The organism is Leifsonia sp. 563, assembly GCF_040545055.1.
In the GTDB taxonomy this organism is placed as follows: domain Bacteria; phylum Actinomycetota; class Actinomycetes; order Actinomycetales; family Microbacteriaceae; genus Leifsonia.
The window spans coordinates 101076-124346 of the sequence record NZ_JBEPLE010000002.1 but is presented as its reverse complement, the minus strand read 5'-3'; the positions used below and the strand labels follow the sequence as shown (position 1 = coordinate 124346).

At 69.9% G+C, this 23271-nt stretch carries 22 protein-coding genes; 12 read left to right on the top strand and 10 right to left on the bottom strand.

Features of this window, described 5'->3' with window-relative positions; translation table 11 throughout:
- Positions 1 to 32: 32 nt before the first annotated feature.
- The 8 genes from ABIC47_RS07610 (at position 33) to ABIC47_RS07575 (ending at position 7680) form a co-directional block, all read left to right on the top strand.
- Positions 33 to 1145, top strand: a complete 1113-nt coding sequence (locus ABIC47_RS07610; protein WP_354478986.1) for an ABC transporter substrate-binding protein — start codon at positions 33 to 35, stop codon at positions 1143 to 1145.
- A 31-nt stretch (positions 1146 to 1176) separates the two neighbouring features.
- The gene (locus ABIC47_RS07605) at positions 1177 to 2241 is read left to right on the top strand and encodes an LLM class flavin-dependent oxidoreductase (protein ID WP_018189734.1); all 1065 of its coding nucleotides are present in this window, start codon (positions 1177 to 1179) and stop codon (positions 2239 to 2241) included.
- Complete coding sequence (locus ABIC47_RS07600; protein WP_354478982.1) at positions 2238 to 2897, top strand: cysteine hydrolase family protein; 660 nt, start codon at positions 2238 to 2240, stop codon at positions 2895 to 2897. The genes ABIC47_RS07605 and ABIC47_RS07600 overlap by 4 nt, the downstream gene beginning before the upstream one ends.
- 5 nt (positions 2898 to 2902) lie before the next feature.
- Complete coding sequence (locus ABIC47_RS07595) at positions 2903 to 4228, top strand: NtaA/DmoA family FMN-dependent monooxygenase (protein WP_231374417.1); 1326 nt, start codon at positions 2903 to 2905, stop codon at positions 4226 to 4228.
- A 13-nt stretch (positions 4229 to 4241) separates the two neighbouring features.
- Entirely contained in the window at positions 4242 to 6014 is a 1773-nt protein-coding gene (locus tag ABIC47_RS07590; protein WP_354478979.1) for an MDR family MFS transporter, read from the top strand.
- On the top strand, positions 6014 to 6517 hold the full coding sequence (locus tag ABIC47_RS07585) for an NADPH-dependent FMN reductase (protein ID WP_354478976.1): 504 nt from the start codon (positions 6014 to 6016) through the stop codon (positions 6515 to 6517). Before ABIC47_RS07590 ends, ABIC47_RS07585 begins: the two co-directional genes overlap by 1 nt.
- A complete protein-coding gene (locus ABIC47_RS07580) occupies positions 6514 to 7014 on the top strand; it encodes a flavin reductase family protein (RefSeq protein ID WP_231374334.1) in 501 nt (166 codons plus the stop codon). The genes ABIC47_RS07585 and ABIC47_RS07580 overlap by 4 nt, the downstream gene beginning before the upstream one ends.
- A 69-nt stretch (positions 7015 to 7083) precedes the next feature.
- Entirely contained in the window at positions 7084 to 7680 is a 597-nt protein-coding gene (locus tag ABIC47_RS07575; RefSeq protein ID WP_354478973.1) for a dihydrofolate reductase family protein, read from the top strand.
- An 18-nt stretch (positions 7681 to 7698) separates the two neighbouring features.
- On the opposite strand, the gene ABIC47_RS07570 is transcribed toward ABIC47_RS07575, so the two are convergent.
- Positions 7699 to 8517, bottom strand: coding sequence for a hypothetical protein (locus ABIC47_RS07570; RefSeq protein WP_354478970.1), 819 nt, complete (start codon positions 8515 to 8517; stop codon positions 7699 to 7701).
- A 49-nt stretch (positions 8518 to 8566) separates the two neighbouring features.
- Positions 8567 to 9463, bottom strand: a complete 897-nt coding sequence (locus tag ABIC47_RS07565; RefSeq protein WP_354478967.1) for a LysR family transcriptional regulator — start codon at positions 9461 to 9463, stop codon at positions 8567 to 8569.
- Positions 9464 to 9563: 100 nt separating this feature from the next.
- On the opposite strand from ABIC47_RS07565, the gene ABIC47_RS07560 reads away from it, so the two are divergent.
- Together ABIC47_RS07560 and ABIC47_RS07555 are read left to right on the top strand one after the other, a co-directional pair.
- Positions 9564 to 10481, top strand: a complete 918-nt coding sequence (locus ABIC47_RS07560) for an NAD-dependent epimerase/dehydratase family protein (RefSeq protein WP_354478964.1) — start codon at positions 9564 to 9566, stop codon at positions 10479 to 10481.
- Positions 10482 to 10561: 80 nt separating this feature from the next.
- Positions 10562 to 11770 (top strand): MFS transporter, encoded by a 1209-nt coding sequence (locus tag ABIC47_RS07555; protein ID WP_018189723.1) that lies wholly within the window; start codon positions 10562 to 10564, stop codon positions 11768 to 11770.
- Between the two features lie 45 nt (positions 11771 to 11815).
- Here the strand turns inward: ABIC47_RS07555 and ABIC47_RS07550 are convergent, their stop codons facing one another.
- The 3 genes from ABIC47_RS07550 to ABIC47_RS07540 are packed head-to-tail and all read right to left on the bottom strand — an operon-like array spanning position 11816 to position 13526.
- Positions 11816 to 12124 (bottom strand): hypothetical protein, encoded by a 309-nt coding sequence (locus ABIC47_RS07550; RefSeq protein ID WP_354478960.1) that lies wholly within the window; start codon positions 12122 to 12124, stop codon positions 11816 to 11818.
- Between the two features lie 45 nt (positions 12125 to 12169).
- Complete coding sequence (locus ABIC47_RS07545; protein ID WP_354478957.1) at positions 12170 to 12997, bottom strand: AraC family transcriptional regulator; 828 nt, start codon at positions 12995 to 12997, stop codon at positions 12170 to 12172.
- Between the two features lie 43 nt (positions 12998 to 13040).
- A complete protein-coding gene (locus ABIC47_RS07540; RefSeq protein ID WP_354478954.1) occupies positions 13041 to 13526 on the bottom strand; it encodes a MarR family winged helix-turn-helix transcriptional regulator in 486 nt (161 codons plus the stop codon).
- A gap of 28 nt (positions 13527 to 13554) precedes the next feature.
- On the opposite strand from ABIC47_RS07540, the gene ABIC47_RS07535 reads away from it, so the two are divergent.
- Positions 13555 to 14436, top strand: coding sequence for an SDR family NAD(P)-dependent oxidoreductase (locus ABIC47_RS07535; RefSeq protein ID WP_354478951.1), 882 nt, complete (start codon positions 13555 to 13557; stop codon positions 14434 to 14436).
- Between the two features lie 39 nt (positions 14437 to 14475).
- On the opposite strand, the gene ABIC47_RS07530 is transcribed toward ABIC47_RS07535, so the two are convergent.
- From ABIC47_RS07530 to ABIC47_RS07520, 3 genes are all read right to left on the bottom strand, one after another.
- The gene (locus ABIC47_RS07530; protein WP_018189718.1) at positions 14476 to 16158 is read right to left on the bottom strand and encodes a type 2 periplasmic-binding domain-containing protein; all 1683 of its coding nucleotides are present in this window, start codon (positions 16156 to 16158) and stop codon (positions 14476 to 14478) included.
- An 85-nt stretch (positions 16159 to 16243) separates the two neighbouring features.
- The gene (locus ABIC47_RS07525; RefSeq protein ID WP_020075679.1) at positions 16244 to 17197 is read right to left on the bottom strand and encodes a carbohydrate ABC transporter permease; all 954 of its coding nucleotides are present in this window, start codon (positions 17195 to 17197) and stop codon (positions 16244 to 16246) included.
- Complete coding sequence (locus tag ABIC47_RS07520; protein ID WP_354478947.1) at positions 17191 to 18177, bottom strand: ABC transporter permease; 987 nt, start codon at positions 18175 to 18177, stop codon at positions 17191 to 17193. Before ABIC47_RS07520 ends, ABIC47_RS07525 begins: the two co-directional genes overlap by 7 nt.
- Positions 18178 to 18450: 273 nt before the next feature.
- Between ABIC47_RS07520 and ABIC47_RS07515 the strand changes: the two genes are divergently transcribed.
- A complete protein-coding gene (locus ABIC47_RS07515; protein ID WP_354478944.1) occupies positions 18451 to 19641 on the top strand; it encodes an ROK family protein in 1191 nt (396 codons plus the stop codon).
- Positions 19642 to 19647: 6 nt separating this feature from the next.
- Here the strand turns inward: ABIC47_RS07515 and ABIC47_RS07510 are convergent, their stop codons facing one another.
- Together ABIC47_RS07510 and ABIC47_RS07505 are read right to left on the bottom strand one after the other, a co-directional pair.
- On the bottom strand, positions 19648 to 20814 hold the full coding sequence (locus ABIC47_RS07510; RefSeq protein ID WP_354478941.1) for an ROK family protein: 1167 nt from the start codon (positions 20812 to 20814) through the stop codon (positions 19648 to 19650).
- Between the two features lie 32 nt (positions 20815 to 20846).
- Positions 20847 to 23249 carry a glycosyl hydrolase family 95 catalytic domain-containing protein gene (locus ABIC47_RS07505; protein WP_354478938.1) on the bottom strand — a complete coding sequence of 801 codons (2403 nt, stop codon included), beginning with the start codon at positions 23247 to 23249 and terminating at the stop codon, positions 20847 to 20849.
- Between the last annotated feature and the right edge of the window lie 22 nt (positions 23250 to 23271).

Genomic DNA, 23271 nt, shown 5'->3' with positions numbered 1-23271 from the left:
CTGCACCACCCCATCCGAAGAAGGAGTGACCCATGCAGCACCGTCTCATCAAGGCCGGTCTCGCGTCCCTCACCGCCGTCGTCCTGACGTTCGGTGTCGCCGCGTGCAGTTCCGGCTCCCCCGCGGACTCCGCGTCGTCCGGCACCGCCATCTCGGCCAAGCGTTGCGAAGAGAACAAGGCGGCCGGCCCGATCACGTACCTGTCCGGCTACCAGTTCCAGTCCTCCGCCTCGATCCTGGAGTACGTCGCCGCCAGCAAGCTCGGGTACTTCTCGGACCTCTGCCTGAATGTGCAGCTGAAGCCGGGAACCGGCGACACCGCCCAGAACACCAAGCTGCTCGCGAGCGGGCAGGCGACGGTCTCCGCCATCGCTCAGCAGGACCTCATCCAGGCACGCGCCAACGGCATCGACATCGAAGGCATCTCGTCGTACTCGAACGCCGGCCTCGACATCCTGATGACCAACCCCGACATCACCGACCTCACCCAGCTCGACGGAAAGGTCGTCGGCCACAAGGGCTACGTCCCGGCCTCCGTCGAGGCGATGATGGTGAAGGCCGGCGTCGACTGGAAGTCCCTCACCCTGGTCAAGGAGGGCTACGACCCGTCGGTGCTTCCGCGCAAGCAGGACGGCCTCGCCGCGCTGACCGGATTCATCTCCAACGAGCCGAACCAGCTCAAGGCGGCCGGTGACAAGGTCACGGTCTGGCAGCCGGTCAAGTACGGCATCCCCAGCTCGCTCGGCGCCATGGCGGTCAACCCGGCCTTCGCGAAGGCCCACCCCACCGCGGTGCAGGACGTCCTCCGCGCCGTCCTGCACGCCTACGACTACTGCAGCGCCAGCGACGCGAACACGGAGAAGTGCGTCGGCTTCGCGGCCGACCTGTCCGGTGGCGCCACGTACGACAAGAAGCTGAACGCCACGATCTGGAAGACAGAGACCCAGGTGGTGGCCGACAACCCGACCCCCGGCCAGCCGCTCGGCGGGATGGACCCGGCCAACGTGACGAAGCTCGTCGACATGCTGCACCAGTTCGAGATCGTCCCGGACAGCGTGACCGGCGACGAGGCGGCGAAGTGGTTCGACAACTCCTACATCGAGGCCATCTACAAGGGCGACACCCTGATCTGGCCCGCCCCGTAACCACACCACCGAGCGCAGCGAAAGGCGAGCAATGCCCGCGAAAGACTATGGGATCTTCCTCCCGATCGGGAACGGCGGCTGGATGCTGTCCACCACCGCCCCCCATCCCGAAGCCACGTACGCCTGGAACAAGCGTGCCGCCCTGCACGCCGAGGAGATCGGTCTCGACTTCATCATGTCGATGGCGAAGTGGCGCGGCTTCGGCGGCACGACGGACCACTGGGGCCGTTCGCTGGAGTCGATGACCATGATGTCGGCGCTCGCCGAGGCCACCGAGCGGGTCAAGATCTGGGCCACCATGCACGCCAACGTGCACAACCCGGCGATCGCCGCGAAGATGTACGCCACGCTGCAGGACGTGTCCGGAGGCCGGGCGGGCATGAACATCGTCAACGGCGCCTACGCCGGCGAGTTCGAGCAGTTCGGGATCTGGGACCCCACCCTCAGCCACGCCGACCGCTACGCGATGACCGAGCTCTGGACGGAGGCCGTCACCCGGCTCTGGTCGGAGGACTCCGTCACCATGCACACCCCGTACTTCGACCTGGTCGACTGCGAGTCGCGCCCGCACCCGTCCTCGACGCCGACCATCATCAGCGCGGGGAAGTCGGAGGCCGCACGCGCCTTCCAGGCGCGGTTCGCCGACGGGGCCTTCCTCGCCGGCGACAGCCTGGAGGAGATGAAGGAGCTCTCCGCCGACGTCCACGCCAGGGCCGAGGCGAACGGCCGCACCTGCAAGACGTACTCCATGCTCACCGTCGTCCAGGATGAGACGGACGCGCTCGCCGAGGCCAAGGTGAAGGAGTGGGGCGCCGGCGTCGACCGGGAGGCTCTGGCGAACATGCGGGCGTCGTGGGGCGTCCCGGAGGACCAGGCTCGCGCGTGGGCATCGGGAGCCGTCGGCGAGGCGGCGTTCCAGACGGCGTACGTGGCGGGGTCCGCGGAGACCGTCACCGAGCACATCCAGTACATCGTGGGCGAGGCGGATCTGGACGGCCTCATGCTGATCTTCCCCGAGTACGACCAGGACATGGTCCTGTTCGGCGAGACGGTCCTCCCGGCGCTGCGCGCCCACGACGCGGGCGGCGACCGGTGAGCGCCGTCCGCGAGGCGCAGTTCGCGCAGCTGACCCGGCCCGGGAGCGCACCCGCTCTCGTCGTCGTCGACGTCCAGCGCGACTTCGGCGACCCGGCCGCACTGGGCGCCTACGGCCTGAGCGAGGAGGTCGTCGCCGAGCTCGACGCGACGGTGACCCGCATCGGCGCCCTGGTGGACGCCGCCCGGGAGCTGGGCGTGCCGGTGGTCTGGGTGGAGCTCGGCAGCGACCCGGCCCGTCCGTGGCGCTCGAGCAACTGGCTGCGCGAGGGCGACTACGACGCCCCGATGGGCGAGTCGGAGCCGTGCATCGTCGGAACGCCCGGCGCGGAGTGGTACCGGATGCAGCCGGCAGACGGCGAGCTCCGCGTCGTGAAGCGCGGGTACAGCGGCTTCCTCGGGACCGACCTCGACCAGCGGATGCGCACCGCCGGCTACGACTGGCTCACCATCGTCGGCCTCACCAGCGAGTGCTGCGTCGACGCGACGGCCCAGGACGCGATGCAGCTCGACTGGCCGGTCGTCGTGCCCCGGGACGCGACCGCCGCGTACGACCTCGCCGTGAACGAGGCGGCGCTCGTCCAGCTAGAACTCAACGTCGCCGTGCTCTCGGACACCGACGAGGTCGTGTCCCTCTGGAAGCAGGTGACCGCGTGAGCGGCATGCACATCGCCTACGATCTGTCGTTCACGCACACCGAGGGCCGCTGGGCTCAGCCCGGGTCGTGGGTCGGGCAGCAGTTCCCCGACGTGCGCATGTACCTGGAGGTGGCTCGCACCGCCGAGCGCGCCGGCGTGGACATGCTGTTCTTCGGCGACGGCTCCGGCATCCCGAGCACCTGGCGGGGAAGCATCGACCCGGCGGTGGAGTGGGGCATCCAGTGGCCGCGTCAGGACATGTCGCCGATCATCGCCGCGATGTCGACGGTCACGGAGAGCATCGGCTTCGGGCTCACCTACTCCTCCACCTTCATGCACCCCTTCTACGTCGCGCGCCTTCTCAACTCGCTCGACCACGTCACCGGCGGCCGGATCGCCTTCAACGTCGTCGCCTCCAGTCGGGGGGCCGACGCCGCGAACTACGGGTACGCGCAGCTGATCGACCACGACCTGCGCTACGAGCGGATGGAGGAGTTCATCCAGGTCTGCCGGGCGCTGTGGGACTCGGTGGCCCCCGACGCGATCGTCCGCGACCCGGCGACCGGCCGGTTCGCCGACCCCTCGAAGGTGCGCCCGATCGACCACGACGGGCGGTTCTTCACCGTCAAGGGTCCGCTCGCCTCGGTGCCGAGCCCGCAGGTGCACCCCGTCATCGTGCAGGCCGGCAACTCGCCACGCGGAATCGCGGGTTCTGCGGCGTTCGCGGATCTCGTCTTCGGCTTCGGCGGAAGCCTCGCGGGTCAGCAGCGTCACCGGCGCCTGCTCGACGAGGCGCTCACCGCCGAGGGGCGCGATGCGGAGCACGTGGGCATCCTGTGGGCGACGCAGGCGATCGTGGGCCGCACGGCCGCGGAGGCGTCTGCGCGGCGGGATGCGGTGCTCGACTTCTGGACGGACGAGGCCGTCGGCACCATGCTGTCGCACAACGCCGGGTACGACTTCTCCACGCTGCCCGCATCGTTCCGGCTGGGCGAGCTCCGGGATGAGATCGTCGCGGCCCAGGCGAGCCCGGCCGGCTTCGTCGGCGCGCTCGTCGCCGAGTTCGGCGAGGACCACACCATCAGCAGGGCCGAGTTCTTCGAGCACGGCTTCGAGGCGGCCAGCGGGCTCGACCACACCGTCGTCGGCGACGCCGCAACGGTCGCCGACGCCCTGGAGGAGAACTTCGCCCAGACCGGCTCGCGCGGCGGGTACATGCTGTCGAGCCCGCTCTCGATGCCGTCGGGGCTCGCCGACCTGAGCGAGCTGCTCGTCCCGGAGCTCCGCCGGCGCGGTGCCCTCGCGCCGCGCTACCCCGGCTCGACCCTGCGCGAGAACCTGGCGGTCTGAGATGGGTGGCGCTGTGCGGCGTACGACGCGGGACTGGCTCGCCCTGAGCAGCCTGTGTCTCGGCTTCTTCATGCTGCTGCTGGACAGCACCATCACCTCGGTCGCGCTGCCGGCCCTGATCGCGGGGCTCGGAACGACGTCGACCCTCGCCATCTGGGTCAACAGCGGGTACCTGGTCGCTTACGCGGTCCCCCTGCTGATCGCCGGGAGGCTGGGCGACCGGTTCGGCCGGCGCCGGGTCTACCTGATCGGGCTCGCCGCGTTCACGATCGGGTCCGTCCTCTGCGCGGTCTCGCAGGACATCGGCTCGCTCATCGGCTGGCGCGTCGCGCAGGGCGTCGGAGCCGCGCTGATGACGCCGCAGTGCCTCACGATCATCCGGACGCTGTTCGCCCCGCCGCGACTCGCGATCGCACTGGGAATCTGGGGTGCTGTCGGCGGAGCCGCCACGGTCGCCGGTCCCATCCTGGGAGGCCTTCTCGTCGGTGCGGCGGGCTGGCCGTCGATCTTCGCGGTCAACCTGCCCATCGGCGTGATCACGGCGGTCGCCGTGCTGCTGTGGGTGCCGGCGTCCGAGCGCCTGCCCGCGCGCATCCCGCTCTGGGCGATGGCGGGCAACGCCCTCGGGGTCGCCGCGCTCGTCATCGGCATCCAGGGAACCGACGCGGCCTCCTCCTCCGTGGCCAATATCCCTCGGTGGCTCCTGGTGGTGATGGGCGCTGCGCTCGTCACGAGCGTGGTGTGGCTGCAACGCCGGTCCCTCGACCGCGCGCTGCTGCCGGTGTCGCTGTTCCGCAGCCACGGCTTCGTCACCGCCTCCTGGGGCGCGGCGGCGGCCGCGTTCTGTGTCGGCTCCGCGCCCATCCCGCTGATGCTGGCGCTGCAGGAGGATCGGGGGCTGGATGTGGTGACGGCCTCGATCGTCCTGGTCCCGATGGGCGTCGTCTGCCTCCTTGCCGCTCCGGTGTCCGCCCGGCTGAACAACACCGTCGGGCTGCGGGTGGTCGCGGTGATCGGCGGCGTCGCGCTCGTGCTCTCGATCGGCGGCACGGCGGCGCTCGTCTGGGCGGAGGCGCCGATCTGGGCGATCGCCGGGGTGTTCGCTCTGTTCGGGATCGCGAACTCGTTCCTGTGGTCGCCCTTCTCCATCGCCACGGTCACTTCGGTCGAGCGGTCGTCGATCGGAGCGGCCTCTGGCGCTTTCAACTCCGTGAAGCAGCTGGGCGCCGTGCTCGGGAGCGCCGCGACGGCGGTCGTGCTGGCGTGGACGGGCAACGCCGTCGCGCTGGCGGTGCTCGCGCTCGTGGGCGTGCTGAGCATCGTCGCCGCCTCCCTCCTCCGCGTCACCCCGACGGACGCCGGCGACGCGAGCGACCAGGACCGCGGCGGCATCCTCATCGGCACCGTCGTGGGGGGCGCGGGCGCGGGACTCGGCCTGGGCTTCCCCACCGCGAACCTCGACCTGGAGGAGCGGGCCGGCCTGCCGGCCGACGGCGTCTACATCGGCGGGTTCCGCGCCGAGACATGGAGCGAGCCGATGCCTGCGCTGATCTCGATCGGGACGAACGACACCTTTCCCGGCCGGGCACACACGATCGAGGTCCACGTGCTCGACTTCGCGGGCGACCTCTACGGACGCCGCGCCGAGGTGACGACGGATCGGCTCATCCGCACGCAGAGGGCCTTCGCGAGCCCCGAGGAACTGGTCGAGGCCATGCGGCAGGACGAGCGGGAGGCCCGCTCGCTGCTCATCGCCCGGCAATCACACGAAAGGAAGGTCTCCTGATGTTCACAGCCGCCGTCATCGTGGGCAACCCCAAGCCGCAGTCGCGCACCCGCGACGCCGCCGAGCGCCTCGCGTCCGCCCTCGGGGCGACCGCGACGACGATCGAGGTGTCCGAGCTGGGCGCCGGTGTCCTCGGCTTCGGCGACCCGGTCGTCGCGGACGCCGTGGCCCGGGTACAGGATGCGGACCTCGTGATCGCCGCGTCCCCCACCTTCAAGGGCACCTACTCCGGGGTGCTCAAGCTCTTCCTCGACCAGTTCGCGACGGCCACCGGCCTCGCCGGTCAGGTCGGCATCCCGCTGATGCTGGGCGGGGGTCCGGCGCACGCTCTCGCCCCCGAGCTGACGCTCAAGCCCGTGCTGGTCGAGCTCGGCGCGGTCTGTCCCGCCCAGGGTCTCTACCAACTGGACTCGCGCTATGCCGAGGAGGGGGCACTCGACACCTGGGTGACCGCGTGGGCCCCCGCGATCCACGCTTCTCTGCGGGAGGACCGATCACGATGACGATGACCTACGACTTCACCTCCGACCCGGAGGAGATGAGAGCGGCCTTCGCCGGGTTCCCGTCGGGGGTCGCCGCGCTGGCCGCGACCATCGGCGGCGAGCCGGTCGTGATGATCGCGTCCTCCTTCTCGGTCGGCGTCTCCTACGATCCGCCGATGGTGTCCTTCGCGGCGCAGCGGAGCTCGACGACCTGGCCGGAACTGGCGAGCGCCCCTGTGATCGGGGTGTCCATCCTCGGCGAAGACCACGCGGGCAAGACCAGTCAGCTCGCCTCGCGGGACAAGCAGAACCGGCTGCGCGGTGTCCGCAAAGCCGAGCTTCCGTCCGGCGCGGTGTTCCTCGAAGGATCGCCCACCTGGCTGGAATGCGTCGTCGAGCACCGCTATCCCGCGGGCGATCACGACATCATCGTGCTGCGCGTACTCGCGATGATGAGCGACGAGCTCCCGGCGCCGATCGTCTGGCATCAGCGCAAGGTGAAGATATTGCTCGAGTGATCGCACGTGGACGCTGTCGAAATGGAGGAGAGTCGTTCGTTGCAGGGGTGAGAGAGAGGAAATCACACCATGAAGCTCACGATCAGTCTCCAGGTCACCCTCGACGGCGTCGCCCAGGCGAACGGCGGCAACAACGAGGAGATGGACCCCGGATTCACCCGCGGCGGCTGGGCGCTTCCGCTGAACGACGGCGAGGCCGTGCAGTACATCCTCGACACCTGGCGGCGTCCCGACGCCTTCCTGCTCGGGCGGAAGACCTACGGGCTGTTCGAGACCTACTGGGGCGCCCGCAGCGACGACGACGGTTTCGGTGAGGCGATCAGTTCCCGGCCGAAGTACGTGGTCTCCCGCACCCTGACCGCGCCGACCTGGCAGGGCACGACGGTCATCTCCGGGGATGTCGCGGACCGGGTCCGCGAGCTGAAGGCCCACGCGGATGGCGAACTGCTGGTGGTGGGAAGCGCGGCGCTCGCACGATGGCTGCTGGAGAACGAGCTGGTCGACGAGCTGAACCTCGTCCAGTTCCCGGTGATCGTCGGCGAGGGCGAGCGCTGGTTGCCCGAACGGGGACTCGACTTCGCCCTCGACCTCACCGACACGCGCGTGTTCCCCACGGGCATCGTCGCCCTCACATACCGCGTCGGCGGCCGGCCCGAGTACGCCTGATCGACAGCGGCGGGGCTGTCAGGAAGACGGCATCGTCCGCCGGTCGCGCTTCTTCGCGACCGGCGGCTTGTTGGGCCAGGACCAGCGGTACGGACTGTTCTCGAGCGATCCCGGCATGACCGTGGGGAACACCGACCGGCGCTGCCAGATCATCCACAGCAGGACGCCCGCGAGGGCCGCGCTGACGACGCCGCACACGACGAGACCGACGCCGGTCGCGGGCCACAGCACCCATCCGACCGTGAAGACGTACAGGGCTCCCCACACCGATCCGATGCTGAACATCGGGCCGTTGATGACCCACCCGTTGAACTGCACGATCATCACGAACTTGGTCCAGCGGGTAAGGCGCATAGGGAGCAGGGAGAGCGAGACGCCCGTCAAAGCGGTGGTCGCAGGTCCGACGGTCTCACCGCCGGCCGCGCGGATGCTGGCCGAGAGCCGCTCGTGCCGGAACGACGGCCGCAGGCTCCGGGCGAACAGGGTGAGGGCGGCCAGCATGTTCCCGAGCGACGCCAGGATCAGGAGGTACCCGACGCAGCCCAGGACCGCCATGACGAGCGGGATCACGATGAACGCCATCCACGTGTCGGAGCGATGGAAGGCGGGCGAGGCCGCCAACCCGGCGTCGCCCACGGTGCCCGACAGTGCGGCCGGCAGGGCGACGACGGCGGTGGCGACGCACGCGAGGAACAGCACCACCCAGACGACGGATACCAGCAGATAGCCGAACGGGCGAAGCAGCACCGCCGCGACGCGCGGCTCGATGTCGCGGCCGAGCATGATCGGGCGGGTCAGCGGGTCGATCGTTCTCCGGGCCGTCGCGCTTCTCGCCATCCTCGCCTCCCCCTCAGCCAGTCGAGCGAGAGCACGCTATCACGGCGCGTCAGCCGGGGATGCGTCGCTGGGCAGGCGAAACGGCCAACCGGTCGCGGATGTCCGCGACGAGGTGCGCGACGAGACCGTCCGGAGCGGTGCGGGTCGTTGCGACGAGCTCGCGGGTCCACGTCGGAGAGAAGGAGAGCACCGCACCGGGAAGGCCCGCCGGCACCGCGCTCGCCGGGCACACCGAGACACCCAGACCGGCGGCAGCGAGCTGCGGGGCGGCGGCGGTCACGGCCGTGCGCATGATGACCGTCGGCCGTACCCCGGATCGCGCGAACGCCTGATCCAGCCACCCGCTCAAACTGTTCTCGGGGGCGTAGTGCACCAGCGAGACGCCGTCGAGCGCCTGCCGTTCCACCCGGTCGGATGCGGCGAGGGGATGATCGGCGGAGGTGACCAGGACGATCTCCTCGTCTCCGAGCGCTGTGCCCACGAAACGAGCCGGCGCCGGTCCGGCCATCACGACGACGTCGATCTCGTCGCCGTCCAGTTGCGCGGTGACCTCCTCCACCGTGGTGAACTCGCGCAGCGTGAGGAGCACGTCGGCCCGTCGCCGATGCCACTCCACCAGGACCGACGCGAGCACGGTCACGAGGCTCTGAGCGCATCCGATCCGGATGGTGCCGCCCGTCGCCCGGCCCGCGGCTGCCGCGGCCGGCAGCGCTGCGCCGGCCGCATCGACAGCGCGTCGGGCCTCCACGAGCGCGGCGCGGCCGGCCGGGGTGAGCCGCACGCCCCGCGTCTCCCTCACGATGAGCGCGACACCAGCCTCCTGCTCCAGTTGAAGCAGGTGATGCGAGACGGCCGGCTGCGACAGGTAGAGCGAGCGCGCCGCCTCCGTGATGGATCCGGCATCGGCGACGGCGACGAGGCAAGCGAGGGCGCGGAGCGACGGCATAGAAGAAGTTTATGAGTACCGTCCAATACCTCGATGCTTTCGAGGGAACACATCCCGGTCCCGGACTGCTGGACCCCTCGACAGGTAAGGAGAGTTCCCCATGAACGTGTTCGTGACAGGTGGATCGGGCTTCATCGGACGGCGGCTGATCAGCCGCCTCATCGAGGAGGGCCATGAGGTGACGGCGCTGGTGCGCAGCGAGCGCTCGGCCGAGGTGGTGACACGGGCCGGCGCGAAGGCCGTGCTGGCCGAGCTGAGCGACACCGCGGCCCTGACGCGCGCCCTCGCCGGCATGGATGTCGTGTTCCACCTCGCAGCGGAGACCGACATCCTCGCCCCCTGGGAGCGCCACGAGCGCGTGACCGTCGAGGGGACGCGCTCCGTCGTCGAGGCGGCGCAAGCTGCAGGCGTTCCACGCTTCGTGCACTGCGGGACCGAAGCGGCGCTGATGGCCGGCGAACCCCTCCGCGATGTGGATGAGAGCGCACCTCTGCGACCGGACTCGCCCGCCGCATACAGCGCGTCGAAGGCGATGGCGGAGCAGATCGTGCTCGACGCCGACGGCCCCGATTTCACCACCGTCGTCATCCGGCCCCGCTTCGTCTGGGGACCGGAAAGCAGCCTGATCGCGAGTTTCGCCGATGCGGCACGCGCCGGGCAGCTGCCCTGGATCGAGGGCGGCCACCACCTCACCGATGTCACGCACGTCGACAACGCGGTCGAGGGACTCCTCCTCGGCTGGACGCGTGGCCGAGCCGGTCAGGCGTACTTCGTGACCGATCAGGAGCGGGTCGACCTGCGCGATTTTGTCAGCCTGCAACTGGAGCTCGTCGGCGCGCCCGTGCCCGACCAGGAGATCGACGCGGCCACCGCCGAGCAGGTCGTGCCCGTCCCCGTGCTCTGGTTCCTCGGTCAGTCCTGCACGCTCCGCACGGCCAAGGCGGTCGAAGAGCTGGGATACGCGCCGGTCGTCTCGCACGACGTCGCGATCGCCGCGCTCCGAGCAGCGGACCGATGACCACCGACACGGGACGCTCGGTCGCCCGACGCCGGACGCAGAGTCAGGTGCCGACGGCTGCGATCCGGCAGAGTCGAAGGGTGACGACAGACACTTCGCCCATCCGGGCCACCTCCCCCGCCGCCCAGCCGCTCACGCACACGCGTTGGGCCGGCCTCATCGTCATGTTCCTGACCAGCTTCGTGCTGGTGACCGCAGAGTTCCTGCCGTCCGGTGTGCTGACCGCGATGGCCGCAGAGCTCGGCGTGACACCGGGGCAGGCCGGACAGACGGTGACCGTGACCGCGTTCGTCGGGTTCCTCGCCGCGCCGACCATCGGCATCCTGATCCCGCGGATGGACCGCCGGACGCTGCTCGTGCTGGTCGCGGCGCTCGCGGCCGTCTCCAACCTCGCCGTGGCGCTCGCACCCTCGCTGTGGGTCCTGCTGATCGCGCGACTGCTCATCGGCGTCGCGATCAGCGGCTTCTGGTCGATGTCGCTGACCGTAGCCGCATCGCTCGCGACCCCCGACCGGCTCGGCCGCGCGCTGACCACGGTGAGCGCCGGAATGACGCTCGCGGTCGTCGCCGGCGTCCCGGTCGGCGTGTACCTCACCGCCCTCGTGGATTGGCGTGGCGTCTTCGTCGGAGCGGCGATCCTCACCGCTCTGGTCGCGGTCGCGCTGCGTCTCGCGCTGCCCCCGGTCGCTCCGGCCGAGGCGTCGAGCCTGCGCATCCTGGGCGACACGCTGCGGCGGCCGGGAGTGCGCCAGGGGCTGGCCGGTCACATCCTGATCGTCCTCGGCCACTTCATGGCGTACACGTTCATCCGTCTCGCCCTCGACCAGGTGCCCGGGCTGGACACGGCGTTCGCGGCCGCGCTGCTCGTTGCCTTCGGCGTCGGCGGAGTGATCGGCAACCTGGTCGTCGGGGCGCTCGCCGATCGGCACCTGGCGCTGCTGCGCTACCTGCAGCCGTCGCTGATCGCCGGCGCCATCCTGCTCGCGATCGTCGGACAGGGGTCGGTCATCGTCGTGGCGGCGGCCGTCGTGGTCTGGGGCTTCGGCTTCGGCGCCTGGCCCGCGGTCATCAACACGTGGGCCGGCCGCTACATCCCGGATCGGCTGGAGGCGGCCGGCGGCCTGGTCGTCGCCGGGTTCCAGCTGGCGATCACGCTCGGCGCAGGCGTGGGAGGCCTCCTCGTCGACACGGTCGACGTGCGGTTCACCTACTTCGTCGCCGTGGCCGTCGTCGCGGTCGGGGTCGTGCTGTTCGGCAGCGCCGGGCGACGCAGCGCGGCTCTGCGGTGAGCGAGTCGAGTGGATGCCGACCGCATCCACTCGGCCCAGGCCCGATCAGCGGACGGATGACCGTCTGATCGCGACGGCCGCGGCCGCCAGGAGCGCTGTGATTCCCAGCCCGGCGATCAGCAGGCCGGTCCAGAGACCGGAGGTGTCGATCGCGGGCAGGTGCTGGGTGTACTGCGCGTAGACGTGCACCGGGAGAGTCGGCAGGGAATTCGACCGTTGCGTACTGTTCGCGACCGCGGCCTTCGCGGTCAGGAACCACCCTTCGCCCACAACCGTCGCGAGAGCGCCGACGAGGAGGAGGACGACGAGCGGAACGTGGAGGCGCCGAGGTGCACCCGGGCGGGGCGTCTGCATGAGGCGACACTAGCGCGGCGGCCCATCCACCGCCACCCGCCGCGTTCAGCTCGCGCGCTGCCGCCACACGGACGGGACCGCCCCGGTGTGGCGGCGGAACGCGCGGCTGAAGCCCGCGTCCGACTCGTAGCCGAGGAGGCGGGCGGTCTCGCTCACGGTGAGGCCGTCCTGCGAGAGGTAGGTCATGGCCGCCTCCATGCGCACCTGCGCGAGGTAGCTCGCCGGCGACTGACCGACCTGCTCCCGGAAGCGCTCGGCGAACGTGGTCCGCGACATCGCGCCGACAGCGGCGAGGTCGCGCAGCGTCCACGGGTGCCCTGGGTTCGTGTGCATGGCGTCGAGCACGCGGCTGAGGAAGGGATCCTCCACGGCGACGGGCCAGTTGTCGGGCGCGCAATCGCCCTCGGCCCAGGCGCGGATCGCGACGGAGATGATCGTGGTCGCCATCCGGCCGCAGATCACGCGGTCGCCGGCGCGACGGACCGCGGTCTGGCAGCCCATCCGGGAGGCGAGCAGCGCGACACCGGGGTCGAGGTCGGCGAGCCGATGGACGCCGAGATGGTCGGGCAGCAGATCGAGGGCGTGGAATCCGGCCGTCGGCCGGAGCGCGGTGACGACGACCTCGCCGCGACCGTCGGCGCTCAGCTCGGAGTCGTGCCGACCGGGCAGGAAGACCACGTCGCCCGCGCCGTAGGCGAACGACATCGCCTGCGGTCCGGTGGAGCGCACACGCACGGATCCGTCGACGACGTAGACGAAGGTCGGGCCCTCCAACCGGATCCGGATCCCGCGGTCGAACGCTTCGCGGCGCGACGCATCCACGTGCCACTCGAGCGTGGAGAGCAGCTCGTCCAGTGTGGCGGGGGCGCGCATCCCGGTGATCGTCACATTCGGCGAAACCGTGGGGCGGGGCGTGCTATTCCGTCGGAGACGATCCGTTCGCGTCGTCGCGCGGCCCTGTCAGCTCGTGCAGGAGGCGCGCGAGCGTGCGGAGGTCGGCGACCGACCAGTCGGCGGTGCGCTCGAAGAAGGCGGTTCCGCGCAGGTCGAGCGCCTCGCGCACCCGCTCGGCGCCGGCGGGCGTCAGCGATACCCGCACGGCCCGGCCGTCGGTCGGGTCGGGGGTGCTCTCGACGAGGCCGGCGGCCTTCAGCTGGCGGATGAGGGCGCTGGTGGAGCTGCGGTCCATCGCGACCGCGTCGGCCACGGCGCTCGGGTTCGCCGGGCCGTAGGCATACAGCCAGCGGGCCACATGGAAGGCGGCCGGCTGGACGCCCGGGTGGAAGACCGCGGCGCTGCGCTCGGTGAGGGCACGGGATGCGCTGAGCAGGGCGTTCAGCTCGACGCCGAGGGCGAGCTCGGCTGCCCGGCGGTCCGCGCCCGTCTGCGAGTTAGTGGACATTTCCCCATCAATTCTTTATGGTGTGGAAATGCCCACTTTATCCGGCTCGTCCGCGCATCCACCGACCATCGTCATCACCGGCGCCACCAGCGGCCTCGGGCGGCTCGCCGCCATCGAGCTGGCCCGCCAGGGCGCCCGACTGGCGATCACCGCTCGGGATGCCCGCCGCGCCGATGCCACGCGCGCCGCGATCGACGAGGTCCACCCGGGCGCGGAGGTCCGCGTGTTCTCGGCCGACCTCACCCGCCTGGACGACGTCCGCCGGGTCGGGCGGGAGATCGCCGCCGCCTACGAGCAGGTCGACGTCCTCGTGAACAACGCCGGCATCCACGCGTTCGAACAGCGGGTGACCGCCGATGGCTTCCCCGAGATGGTCGCCGTGAACTACCTCGCGCCGTGGCTGCTCACGCGGGAGCTGCTGCCCGTGCTCACGCGGACGCCGGGCGCGCGGATCGTGAACGTCGCCTCCGAAGCCTCCCGTCGGCACGGCACGCTCGCGCTGCCCGAGGATCTGACCGACACGACTCCGTTCACCGCGCGGGGATCCTCCGTCGTCTACGGAAAGACGAAGCTCCTCGACATCATGTTCACCCGGGAGCTCGCCCGGCGGATCGAGGACACCGGCGTCACCGCGAACTGCCTCGACCCGGGCTTCAACGTGACCGGTCTGGGACGGGAGCTGCGCTTCGCCGCACCGCTCGAGCGCGTGTTGCGCCTGCTGCGTGTCGGCGACCCCGCCAGAGGCGCGGGATTGATCGTCCGGCTGGCCACCGATCCCGCGTTCGCGGGCACAACCGGCGGGTACTACTCGGTGCGGAGTGCGAAGCCGTTGACGCCGGCGCACCCGGGTGGAGACCCGGAGTGGCAGCGGCGGCTGTGGGACGAGACGGAACGCCTGCTCGGCGTGTGACGGACGCCGGCGGGGACATCCCCGCCGGCGTCCGCGGCACTACTTCTTCGACGCGTCGTACGCCTTCTGCAGCGTGCTGAGGTAGTCCTTCAGCCCGAGCCCGTCGAAGCCCTTCACGTAGGAGTCCCAGTCGCTGTCGAGGCTCTTCGAACCCGTGATGAAGGCCAGGGCGTTCTGAGTCACGTAGTTGTCGATGTTCGTCTGCTGCGTGGCCACCTGCGTCGCCTTCGCGGGATCCGGCCACACCTTCCAGCTCGGGTAGATCTGGCTCTTGTCCTCGTGGCCCTGGTAGAGCTGCGTCGCCTCGAACAGGCGGCGCTCGTACCCGGACGTGTCGTAGATATCCGTCGGCACGGCCTGCGACTCACGGAACGCAGCGTTCTGGTTGTAGGTGGACAGCGCGCCCCACTGGACGGCGTTCGCCTCATCCTGAGGCAGCTGCAGGTTGACGAACTGCGCCTTCACGTCCGGGTTGAGCGCCTCGGAGCCCGCGGGCGCCTTGTCCCAGCCCTTGCCCTCCGGGCCGAAGTTGCCGTCGAGCTGGCCCTTCTCGGTGAACAGGTAGTTCACGAGCTTGATCGCGGCCACCTGGTCGTTCTTCGACGCCTTGTTCGTGAGCATGAACGTCGCACCCGGCGTGCTGCCGAAGGCGTACGTGGCGTAGTCCGCTCCGTCCGGACCGGTGAGCGGCGGGACGGCGTCGTACTGCTTGTCGCGGCCATCCTTCGCGCCGGGGCTGACGAAGATGTACGGGTGCAGCCCGCTCGCACTTCCGAGCAGCACCGGACCCTCGTTGTTGCCCTCCTGGGCGAGCGCCGCGGGGTTCTGCGTGAACGCGCCCTTGTCGATCAGACCCGCATCCCACAGCGACTTGATGTACTTCAGGCCCTCGCGCCAGCCGTCCTTGTTCGCCTGGATGTCGACCTTGCCCTTGTTGAGGACGGTCGTCGACTGGATGCCCTTGTCCGGGTTCTGCGGGTCGTAGATGAACGCGTTCATGAAGAACGGGATCAGGGTGTCGTGCGAGTCGCCGCTGAGCGGGATCTCGTCCTTCTGACCATTGCCGTTCGGGTCGTCGTTCTTGAACGCCTCGAGCACCTTCGTCATCTCGTCGGTGGTCTTGGGCATCTGGAGGCCGAGCTTCTTCAGCCACTCCGTGTTCATCCAGAGCTTCGACGGGTACTGGATGTGCAGCGTCTCGGCCAGCTGCGGCAGGCCGTAGATCTTGCCGTCGGGCGAGGTCGCCATCGCCTTGTAGTCCGGGTTGCTGTCGAGCGCCTTCTGGATGTCGGGGGCGTACTGCTTGATCAGGTCGTTGAGCGGCAGCGCGACGCCCTGCTTCGCCAGCTTCTCGACGTCGACCTGGTTGAACTGGTCCACCCAGGGGATGAGGAGGAACGCGTCGGGGTAGTCGCCGCTCGCCATCAGGATCTGACGCTTCTCCGGCGCCACCGACGAGTCCTGCGTCGTGGTCTGCCAGGAGAACTTGATGTTGAACTTCTTCTCCACCTCCTTGGTGAAGGCGTTGGTGGCCAGATCCTGTCCGGTGCCCTGCTGGGCGAATACGCTCAGGTGCGCCGTCCCACCGATCTTGTCGTCGGCACCCGACCCGCTCGCGGGGGTGCAGGCGGAGAGGGCCAGCAGCGCGGCGGTGCCGCCCACCGCGGCGACGAGCGCCCGCGACCGGACCCGGCGGGGTCGTCGATCAGTCTTCGAGAACATGGTGCGTTCCTCCTTTGGAACTTCGGGTGTGTCAGTGATGTGGATGGTGCCGTGTGTGGTGGGAGATGATGCTCGATCGGCCGGCTCAGCCTTTGACCGAGCCGATGAGCACGCCTTTGTTGAAGTACCGGGCGACGAACGGATAGATGATCAGCACCGGGACGCTCGTGATCACGATGAGGGCGTACTTGAGGAGGTTCACGAGCTCCTGGTTCTGCGCCTGAGCCGCCAGGTCGCTCACGCCTCCGTTGGTCGCGTTGAGGACCAGGATGTTACGCAGGACGAGTTGGAGCGGGAACAGGTCGGAGCTCTTCAGATAGAGGAGCGCGTCGAAGTAGCCGTTCCACTGGCCGATCGCGTACATGAGCGCGATGACGGCGATCAGCGGCTTCGAGAGCGGGAGCACGACGGTCCACAGGAACCGGAAGTCGCTCGCACCGTCGAGGGAGGCGGCCTCGACGAGCTCTTCGGGGATCGCCGAGCGGAAGAACGTCCGCGCGATGATGACCTGCCACACCGCGACCGCCTGCGGCAGCAGGAGCGCCCAACGCGTGTCGAGGAGGCCGAGATTCTGCACGACCATGTAGGTCGGGATCAGTCCGCCGCTGAACAGCATGGTGAACAGCAGCAGCGACATGATCACGTTGCGGCCCATGAACGACGGGCGCGACAGCGGCCACGCGATGCAGACCGTGAGGGTGGTGCTGATCAGGGTGCCTGCGACCATGTAGAACAGCGAGTTGGCGTAGCCCATCAGCACCTGCGGGTCCGCCAGGACCGTCTGGTACCCCTTGAGCGTGAAGTCCACCGGCCAGAGGAAGACCTGGCCCGCCGTCACCGCATGCGGCGAGGAGAAGGAGCTGGCGAGGATGAACAGCAGGGGCAGGAGGACGACGAGGACCGCCAGCGTGAGCCCGAGGTAGATGACGACGAGCAGCGCGCGGTCGCCCGGCGACTCCTTGATGCGGCGGGGCTTCTTGATGCGCTTCGCACGCGCCTTCTGCCGCGCGCGCTCGGCCGGAAGATCGATGGTCACCACAGTCCGCTCCCACTCACTCGGCGTGCCACCCAGTTGACGACCAGCAGGAGCACGAGGTTCACGACGGAATTGAAGAGGCCGACGGCGGTCGCCGTCCCGAAGTCGGCGTTGAGGATGCCCAGCTTGTAGACGTAGGTGGCGATGATCTCCGACTGCCCCAGGTTGAGCGGGTTCTGCAGCAGGTAGACCTTCTCGAAGCCGATCGCCATGATGTTCCCGACGCTCAGGATGAGCACGATCATGGCCGTCGGCATGATCCCGGGGATGTCGACGTGCCAGATCTTTCGCAGCCGGGACGCGCCGTCCATCCGCGCGGCCTCGTAGAGCGACGGGTCGATGCCGGACAGCGCCGCCATGTAGATGACGGCGGAGTAGCCCGCGGTCTGCCACACGTCCGACCAGACGTAGATGTTGCGGAAGTAGTCGGGGTTGCCCAGGAGGTCGGGGGACGGCACGCCGAAGAACCCGAAGACCTGGCTGATGACGCCCAGTCGCGGGGCCATGATCAGGATGAGCATCGACACGACGACCACCGTGGAGATGAAGTACGGGGCGTACGTGACCATCTGTACGGTCTTCTGGAACCACCGGTGACGCACCTCGTTGAGCGCGAGCGCCAGGATGATCGGGATGGGGAAGCTCGCCAGCACCGCGTATCCGGAGAGGATCAGGGTGTTGGAGACGAGGGTGGGGAACTGCGGGTTCTGCAGCATCGCCTGGAAGTTCGCGAAGTCGTTCCAGGGACTCCCCCACACGCCCAGCACCGGGCTGTAGTCCTTGAACGCGATGATCGCGTTGGAGATCGGCACGTACTTGAAGATCGCGAAGTAGGCGAGGGGCAGCACCGTCAGCAGGTACAGCTGCCAGTGCCGTCGGAGCGCGATGCGCCAGCGCTGACGGAGGGTCCTGCGCCGGGTCGTCACGCGGGCTTTCGGCGGCGGAGTGGTCCGAGCCGGTTGCCGGGTGGTGGTGGTCGTCATGGGCGGGGCGCTGGTCATCCGCGCACCGCCGCGTGCCAACGGTGTTGCCGCTTCGTCATCGAAGACTCCTGAACAGATCGAGCCGGATGGACGCTCGGTCCGCCCGGACTGGATACAGCAAAACCTATTTCATTACCGTTGTCAATAATCTATCCTGACAGCAGGCGCACTCCGCTGCGCGAACCCGCGATCCTCCCGTATTCGTGCGAATCGTGGACGCCGCGCATTCGAACACGAAAGAAAGAAAGCGACACGATGGGGTACTCTCTCGACATGCCACTCGATGACGTGGGCACCCGTCGGCGGCCGGAACTGGGGACTCCCCGGTCGGCCGAGATCTTCACGCGCATCATCACGCACGGACCGGTCAGCCGGCTCGATATCGGCCGCCTCACGGGGCTGTCGCAGGCGAAGGTGACGAAGACGGTCAATCCGCTGATCGAAGGCGGCTACGTGACCGTGGGCGAGCACGCCGAGCACTCCTTCCCCGGCCGCCCCGTCCGTCCCCTCAGCGTCGTCTCGCGGTCGATGATCGCGATCGGGGTCAAGGTGAACGCGGACGAGATCTTCGCCGTGACCGTCAGCCTGGGCAACGAGGTGCTCGGCTCCACCCGTCGCCGGCTCAAGAGCCACGACCCGGAGAGCACGGTCGCCGCCATCGTGACATCGGTGACGTCGCTCATCGCGCAGCTCGGCGACACGGCCGCGAACCTCACCGGCGTCGGCGTCTCGGTGTCGGGCGACATCGACAGCACGACCGGGCTCGTCCGCGACTCCCCCCTGCTCGGCTGGAGTCATTTCCCGCTGGGCAGCCGCCTCGCGGAGCAGCTCCCGCTGCCCATCACCGTCGAGAACGACGTGAGGGCCCTCGCGAAGTCCGAGCAGTGGTTCGGAGCGGGAAGGGACGCGGAGTCGTTCGCCATCATCACGATCGGTGCGGGCATCGGATGCGGCATCTACGTGAACGACGACGTGGTCGTCGGCGCTCACGGCGTCGCGGGCGAGATCGGGCACCTCCCGCTCGCATCGTCCGACGCCCTGTGCGTGTGCGGCCGCCGCGGGTGCGTCGAGGCCGTTGCCTCATCCCGGGCCATCCGCGACGCGGTGAGCCTGGAAAGAGGGGAGCCGGACCTCACCCTGGCGGACGTCATCCGTCTCGCACACGAGGGCGACCCCGCAGCCGTCGACGCCTTCGAGCGGGCGGGCACGGCCATCGGCGCCGCGGTGGCCGCCACTGTGAACCTATTCGGGCCCGAAGTGGTGGTGATCGCCGGCGAGGGCGTCATGGACTACGACCTCTACGAGCGCCGGTTCCGCGAGGAGTTCCTTGCGCACGCGTTCGGCGCTGCTGCCAACTGCCGCCTGGTCGTCCGCCGCCACACCTTCACCGATTGGGCCCGCGGCGCTGCGGTGGCCGCGCTCCGCGAATCCATCACCGTCTCGCCCCAGCAGACCGCGGACTGAGGCGCGTCACACGACGAGGGAGCGGATGGCCGAGGCGGCCGCGCCACGCGCCCAGTCCTCGAAAGTGTGCGGTCGCACGACGATGCGGCACTGACCGGCCGACCCGAACACGTGCTCGGCATAGGCAGCGCGAAGACGCTCCTCGAAGAGCCCGAACTCGACGACGCCCTCGCCGCCGATGATGACGAGCTCCGGTCCGACCATGTTGACCAGGCTGGCGATCGCCAGTCCGATGACGGCACCGGCCTCGCCGAACGCTTCGACGGCCGCCCGATCCCCCGCGTGCGCCAGCGCGACGGCCTCCTCGACTGTGACGGGCCGGCCGTGGGCCGCGGAGACCGTCGCGACGATCGCGCTGGTCGCGGCGACCGCCTCGACGCAGCCGCGGCGCCCGCACGCGCAGACCCGGTCGGGCGACGTCAGCGGCAGGTGGCCGATCTCGCCCGCGACCCCGTAAGCGCCCTCCACGACCTCGCCGTTCAGGTGGAGTCCGCTGCCGATGCCGCGGCCGATCGTCACGATGGCGAACGAGCTCGTACCGAGCCCGACGCCGAACCAGTGCTCGCCGATCGTCAGCGCTCGCACGTCGTTGTCGACCACGATCTCGGCGTCGAGGTGCTCGCGCAGCGCGGCGGCGAGCTCCACACCGTGCCAGCCCATGATGGCCGAGTCGCGGACGACGCCGGTCGCCGTGTCCACGTCGCCCGAGACCGAGACGCCGATGGAGGCGACGCTCGACCGGAGGTCGCCGAGCGGCTCCTGCAGGCGGGCGCACATCCGGACGATGGCGTCCACCACCGCGACCGGATCGTGCGACGCCAGCTCCACGCGATCGGAGGCGATGATCCTCGTGGTCAGATCGGTCGCCACGCCGATGAGCTCATCGACGTTCACCTTGATCCCGAGCGCGATGACGGAGTCCGGGACCACCGCGACCGGGTTCGCGGGCCGGCCCGGCAAGCCGGTGGGCGTGACGCCGAGCGAATCGTCGACGAGACCGGCGGCCAGCAGTGGCGTCACCGCCTTGGTGACCGCGGCCTGCGACAGGCCGGTGAGCCGGGCTACGTCGATCCGGCTGATCGGGCTGCGGGTGAGGATGGTGGTGAAGACACGGGTCGCCGCCTCCGATGACGATCCGAGCAGCGCTGTCCGCGCTCGCAGCTCGTCGTTCATGGGGTGCTCTCTCCGGTCGGGGTGCTTCCACCTTACGGAGTGGAGACGGGGAGCCGGGGCTCGCCCTGGAGGACGTGCTCGCCTCCGGCCTCCAGCCGGACGACGACTTCGGTGCCGTCATACCGGAGACGGACGGTGCGCGGCGCGTCGTGGGGGTTGCGGATGACGGCCGTCGTCAGCCGCCCTCCCGTCCACTCGAGGTCGACGCGGAGCGCCCCGCGGGCGCCGAGCCCCGTGACCCGCCCGTCGGGCCACGCGTCGGGCAGCGCTGGCAGCAGATGGATGACTCCCCCGTGACTCTGCAGGAGCAGCTCGACGATGCCCGCCGGGAACCCGAGGTTGCCGTCGATCTGGAACGGGGGATGCGTGCTGAACAGGTTGGGGAGGAGTCCGCCCCATTCCGAGCCGTCGACCGGCCCGTGCCGGCGGGCGTCGCCGTCGTACGGCGTCAGAGCCTGCTGCAGGAGCTCGTGGGCGCCGTCGCCGTCCCCGAGTCGCGCGCGGAGGGCGATCTTCCACGCCCAGGACCACCCCATCGCACCCGGCCCCCGCTCGTCGAGGAACCGGCGAGCCGCGTTCGCGAGCTCCGGGGTGCCCTCGGGCGTGATGAGGTCGAGCGGGTAGAGGCCGACCATCGGAGACATGTGCCGGTGCCCGGGCTCGTGATCGGCCACCTCCTCGGACCATTCCTGCAGCCTCCCGTCGCTGCCGATCGGCGGCTCCGGGATGACGGCGAGCGCCGCCTCCAGCTCCCGCCGGAGTGGGTCGCCTTCGCCGAGCACGTCGAGCGTGTCCAGGCAGCGCTGGAAGAGGGAGCGGATGAGTTCGAGGTCCATCGTCGCCGTGAGGCCCAGGGAGCGCGGGCTCCCGTCGGCGTCCCGGTAGGAGTTCTCCGGCGAGGTCGACGGAGCGAGGTATGCGCGGCCGTCCGGCCCGACCTGGAGCCAGTCGAGGCAGAACTCCGCCGCGCCGCGCAGCAGCGGCCAGATCCGCTCGCGCAGCAGCGCGTCGTCCGCGCTGAACTCGTAGTGATCCCAGAGCGAGTGGGTGAGCCACACGCCGCCCATCATCCAGATCGCCCAGCTCGGCGCGCCATGACCCATGCCGACGGGAAGTGCCCAGCCCCAGAGGTCGCTGTTGTGGTGGGCGACCCAGCCGCGGCAGCCGTAGAGCTCGCGCGCGACGTCACGACCGTTTGCGGCCAGACGCTCGACGAGCGAGATCAGGGGCTCGGCATGGTCGATCACCCCGAGCGGTCCAGCCGCCCAGTAGTTCATCTCGGTGTTGATGTTGATCGTGTAGTTCGACGACCAGGCCGGACGGAGCTCGCCGTTCCAGATGCCTTGGAGGTTCGCCGCCGGTCCGCCTGGACGCGACGACGACGTGAGCAGGTAGCGTCCGTACTCGGCCGCAACCGTCGCCCGCAGCCCGTCGTCGCCGCCCCGCAGGATGTCGGCCTCGACATCCCACCGGCCCTCGCGCCGCCCGCCGATCGCGAACCGCGCCGGCGCAGGACGACGCGATGCGTCGTCCTGCGCGCCCGCGTCCTCGGCGATGGCGCTGAGGGCACGGGCACCGGCGCGGTCCCGGATCGTCTCACGGGAGACGGTCCGCCACTCGTCGTCCGCGCCGGCCCACCACGACTCAGCGCGGGTCGACGACGAGAGGGCGATCGACAGCCGACGGGCATGACGCACGATGAGGTCGCCATCGGCGGACTCCGTCGTGCCGTCGCTCCGCACCGCGAGGGTCGCGGTGGCGAAGCCGTCGTAGTCTGCGTCGTCCTGCTCCGCGTAGCGCAACGGAGGGACGACGGACTGTTCGTGGAGGGGCGCTCCGTCGATCGGAACAGCGAGATCGAGTGTCAGCATCCCGTCCGCCGAGGTGCGCGCGAGCTCGCGGAGCGGCGTGCGAAGCGAGATGCGCACCTCAGGGAGCGGCTCGGTGGAACGGAGGGAGACCAGGAGGGTTCGGGACGCAATGCGCGACACCCGCTCGACGCGCGCTCCCCCGACCTGCAGCGCCTCCTCGACGATCCCGCGGTCGAGATCCAGCACGCGCGCGGGTTCGCCGTCGACCGGCGTTGCGCCCGGCAGTCCGACCGTGAGGTCCACGAAAGGGAGGAACTCCTGGCTGTAGCGCCCCTCGAAGGTGAGCAGCAGTTCCTCCGCGCGATCGAGGTCGCCCGCGGCGAGCGCCTCGCGCACTTCGTGAAGACGCTCCGGCCCCGCGCCTCTTGCGAGAACGCGACGCAGCTCCTCCGCTGCCGTCTCCGGAGTACCGGACCACACGGTCGCGTCGTTGACCTGGTAGCGGCCCTCGGACCCGCCGAAGACCATCGCACCGAGGGAGCCGTCGCCGATGGGGATGGCCTCCTCCCACTGGTCGGCGGGACGGCTCCAGGCGAGCTGGAGAGTATCGGTGGAGATCGTCATCGGTCTTCCTTCTCGGGGTTGC

Excerpts from the sequence above, each read along its gene's own strand:
- ABIC47_RS07610 (WP_354478986.1), top strand. The coding sequence starts at position 33 with ATGCAGCACCGTCTCATCAAGGCCGGTCTCGCGTCCCTCACCGCCGTC.
- ABIC47_RS07605 (WP_018189734.1), top strand. The coding sequence starts at position 1,177 with ATGCCCGCGAAAGACTATGGGATCTTCCTCCCGATCGGGAACGGCGGC.
- ABIC47_RS07595 (WP_231374417.1), top strand. The coding sequence starts at position 2,903 with ATGCACATCGCCTACGATCTGTCGTTCACGCACACCGAGGGCCGCTGG.
- ABIC47_RS07585 (WP_354478976.1), top strand. The coding sequence starts at position 6,014 with ATGTTCACAGCCGCCGTCATCGTGGGCAACCCCAAGCCGCAGTCGCGC.
- ABIC47_RS07580 (WP_231374334.1), top strand. The coding sequence starts at position 6,514 with ATGACGATGACCTACGACTTCACCTCCGACCCGGAGGAGATGAGAGCG.
- ABIC47_RS07575 (WP_354478973.1), top strand. The coding sequence starts at position 7,084 with ATGAAGCTCACGATCAGTCTCCAGGTCACCCTCGACGGCGTCGCCCAG.
- ABIC47_RS07570 (WP_354478970.1), bottom strand. The coding sequence starts at position 8,517 with ATGGCGAGAAGCGCGACGGCCCGGAGAACGATCGACCCGCTGACCCGC.
- ABIC47_RS07565 (WP_354478967.1), bottom strand. The coding sequence starts at position 9,463 with ATGCCGTCGCTCCGCGCCCTCGCTTGCCTCGTCGCCGTCGCCGATGCC.
- ABIC47_RS07560 (WP_354478964.1), top strand. The coding sequence starts at position 9,564 with ATGAACGTGTTCGTGACAGGTGGATCGGGCTTCATCGGACGGCGGCTG.
- ABIC47_RS07550 (WP_354478960.1), bottom strand. The coding sequence starts at position 12,124 with ATGCAGACGCCCCGCCCGGGTGCACCTCGGCGCCTCCACGTTCCGCTC.
- ABIC47_RS07545 (WP_354478957.1), bottom strand. The coding sequence starts at position 12,997 with ATGCGCGCCCCCGCCACACTGGACGAGCTGCTCTCCACGCTCGAGTGG.
- ABIC47_RS07540 (WP_354478954.1), bottom strand. The coding sequence starts at position 13,526 with ATGTCCACTAACTCGCAGACGGGCGCGGACCGCCGGGCAGCCGAGCTC.
- ABIC47_RS07535 (WP_354478951.1), top strand. The coding sequence starts at position 13,555 with ATGCCCACTTTATCCGGCTCGTCCGCGCATCCACCGACCATCGTCATC.
- ABIC47_RS07530 (WP_018189718.1), bottom strand. The coding sequence starts at position 16,158 with ATGTTCTCGAAGACTGATCGACGACCCCGCCGGGTCCGGTCGCGGGCG.
- ABIC47_RS07520 (WP_354478947.1), bottom strand. The coding sequence starts at position 18,177 with ATGACGACCACCACCACCCGGCAACCGGCTCGGACCACTCCGCCGCCG.
- ABIC47_RS07515 (WP_354478944.1), top strand. The coding sequence starts at position 18,451 with ATGCCACTCGATGACGTGGGCACCCGTCGGCGGCCGGAACTGGGGACT.
- ABIC47_RS07510 (WP_354478941.1), bottom strand. The coding sequence starts at position 20,814 with ATGAACGACGAGCTGCGAGCGCGGACAGCGCTGCTCGGATCGTCATCG.
- ABIC47_RS07505 (WP_354478938.1), bottom strand. The coding sequence starts at position 23,249 with ATGACGATCTCCACCGATACTCTCCAGCTCGCCTGGAGCCGTCCCGCC.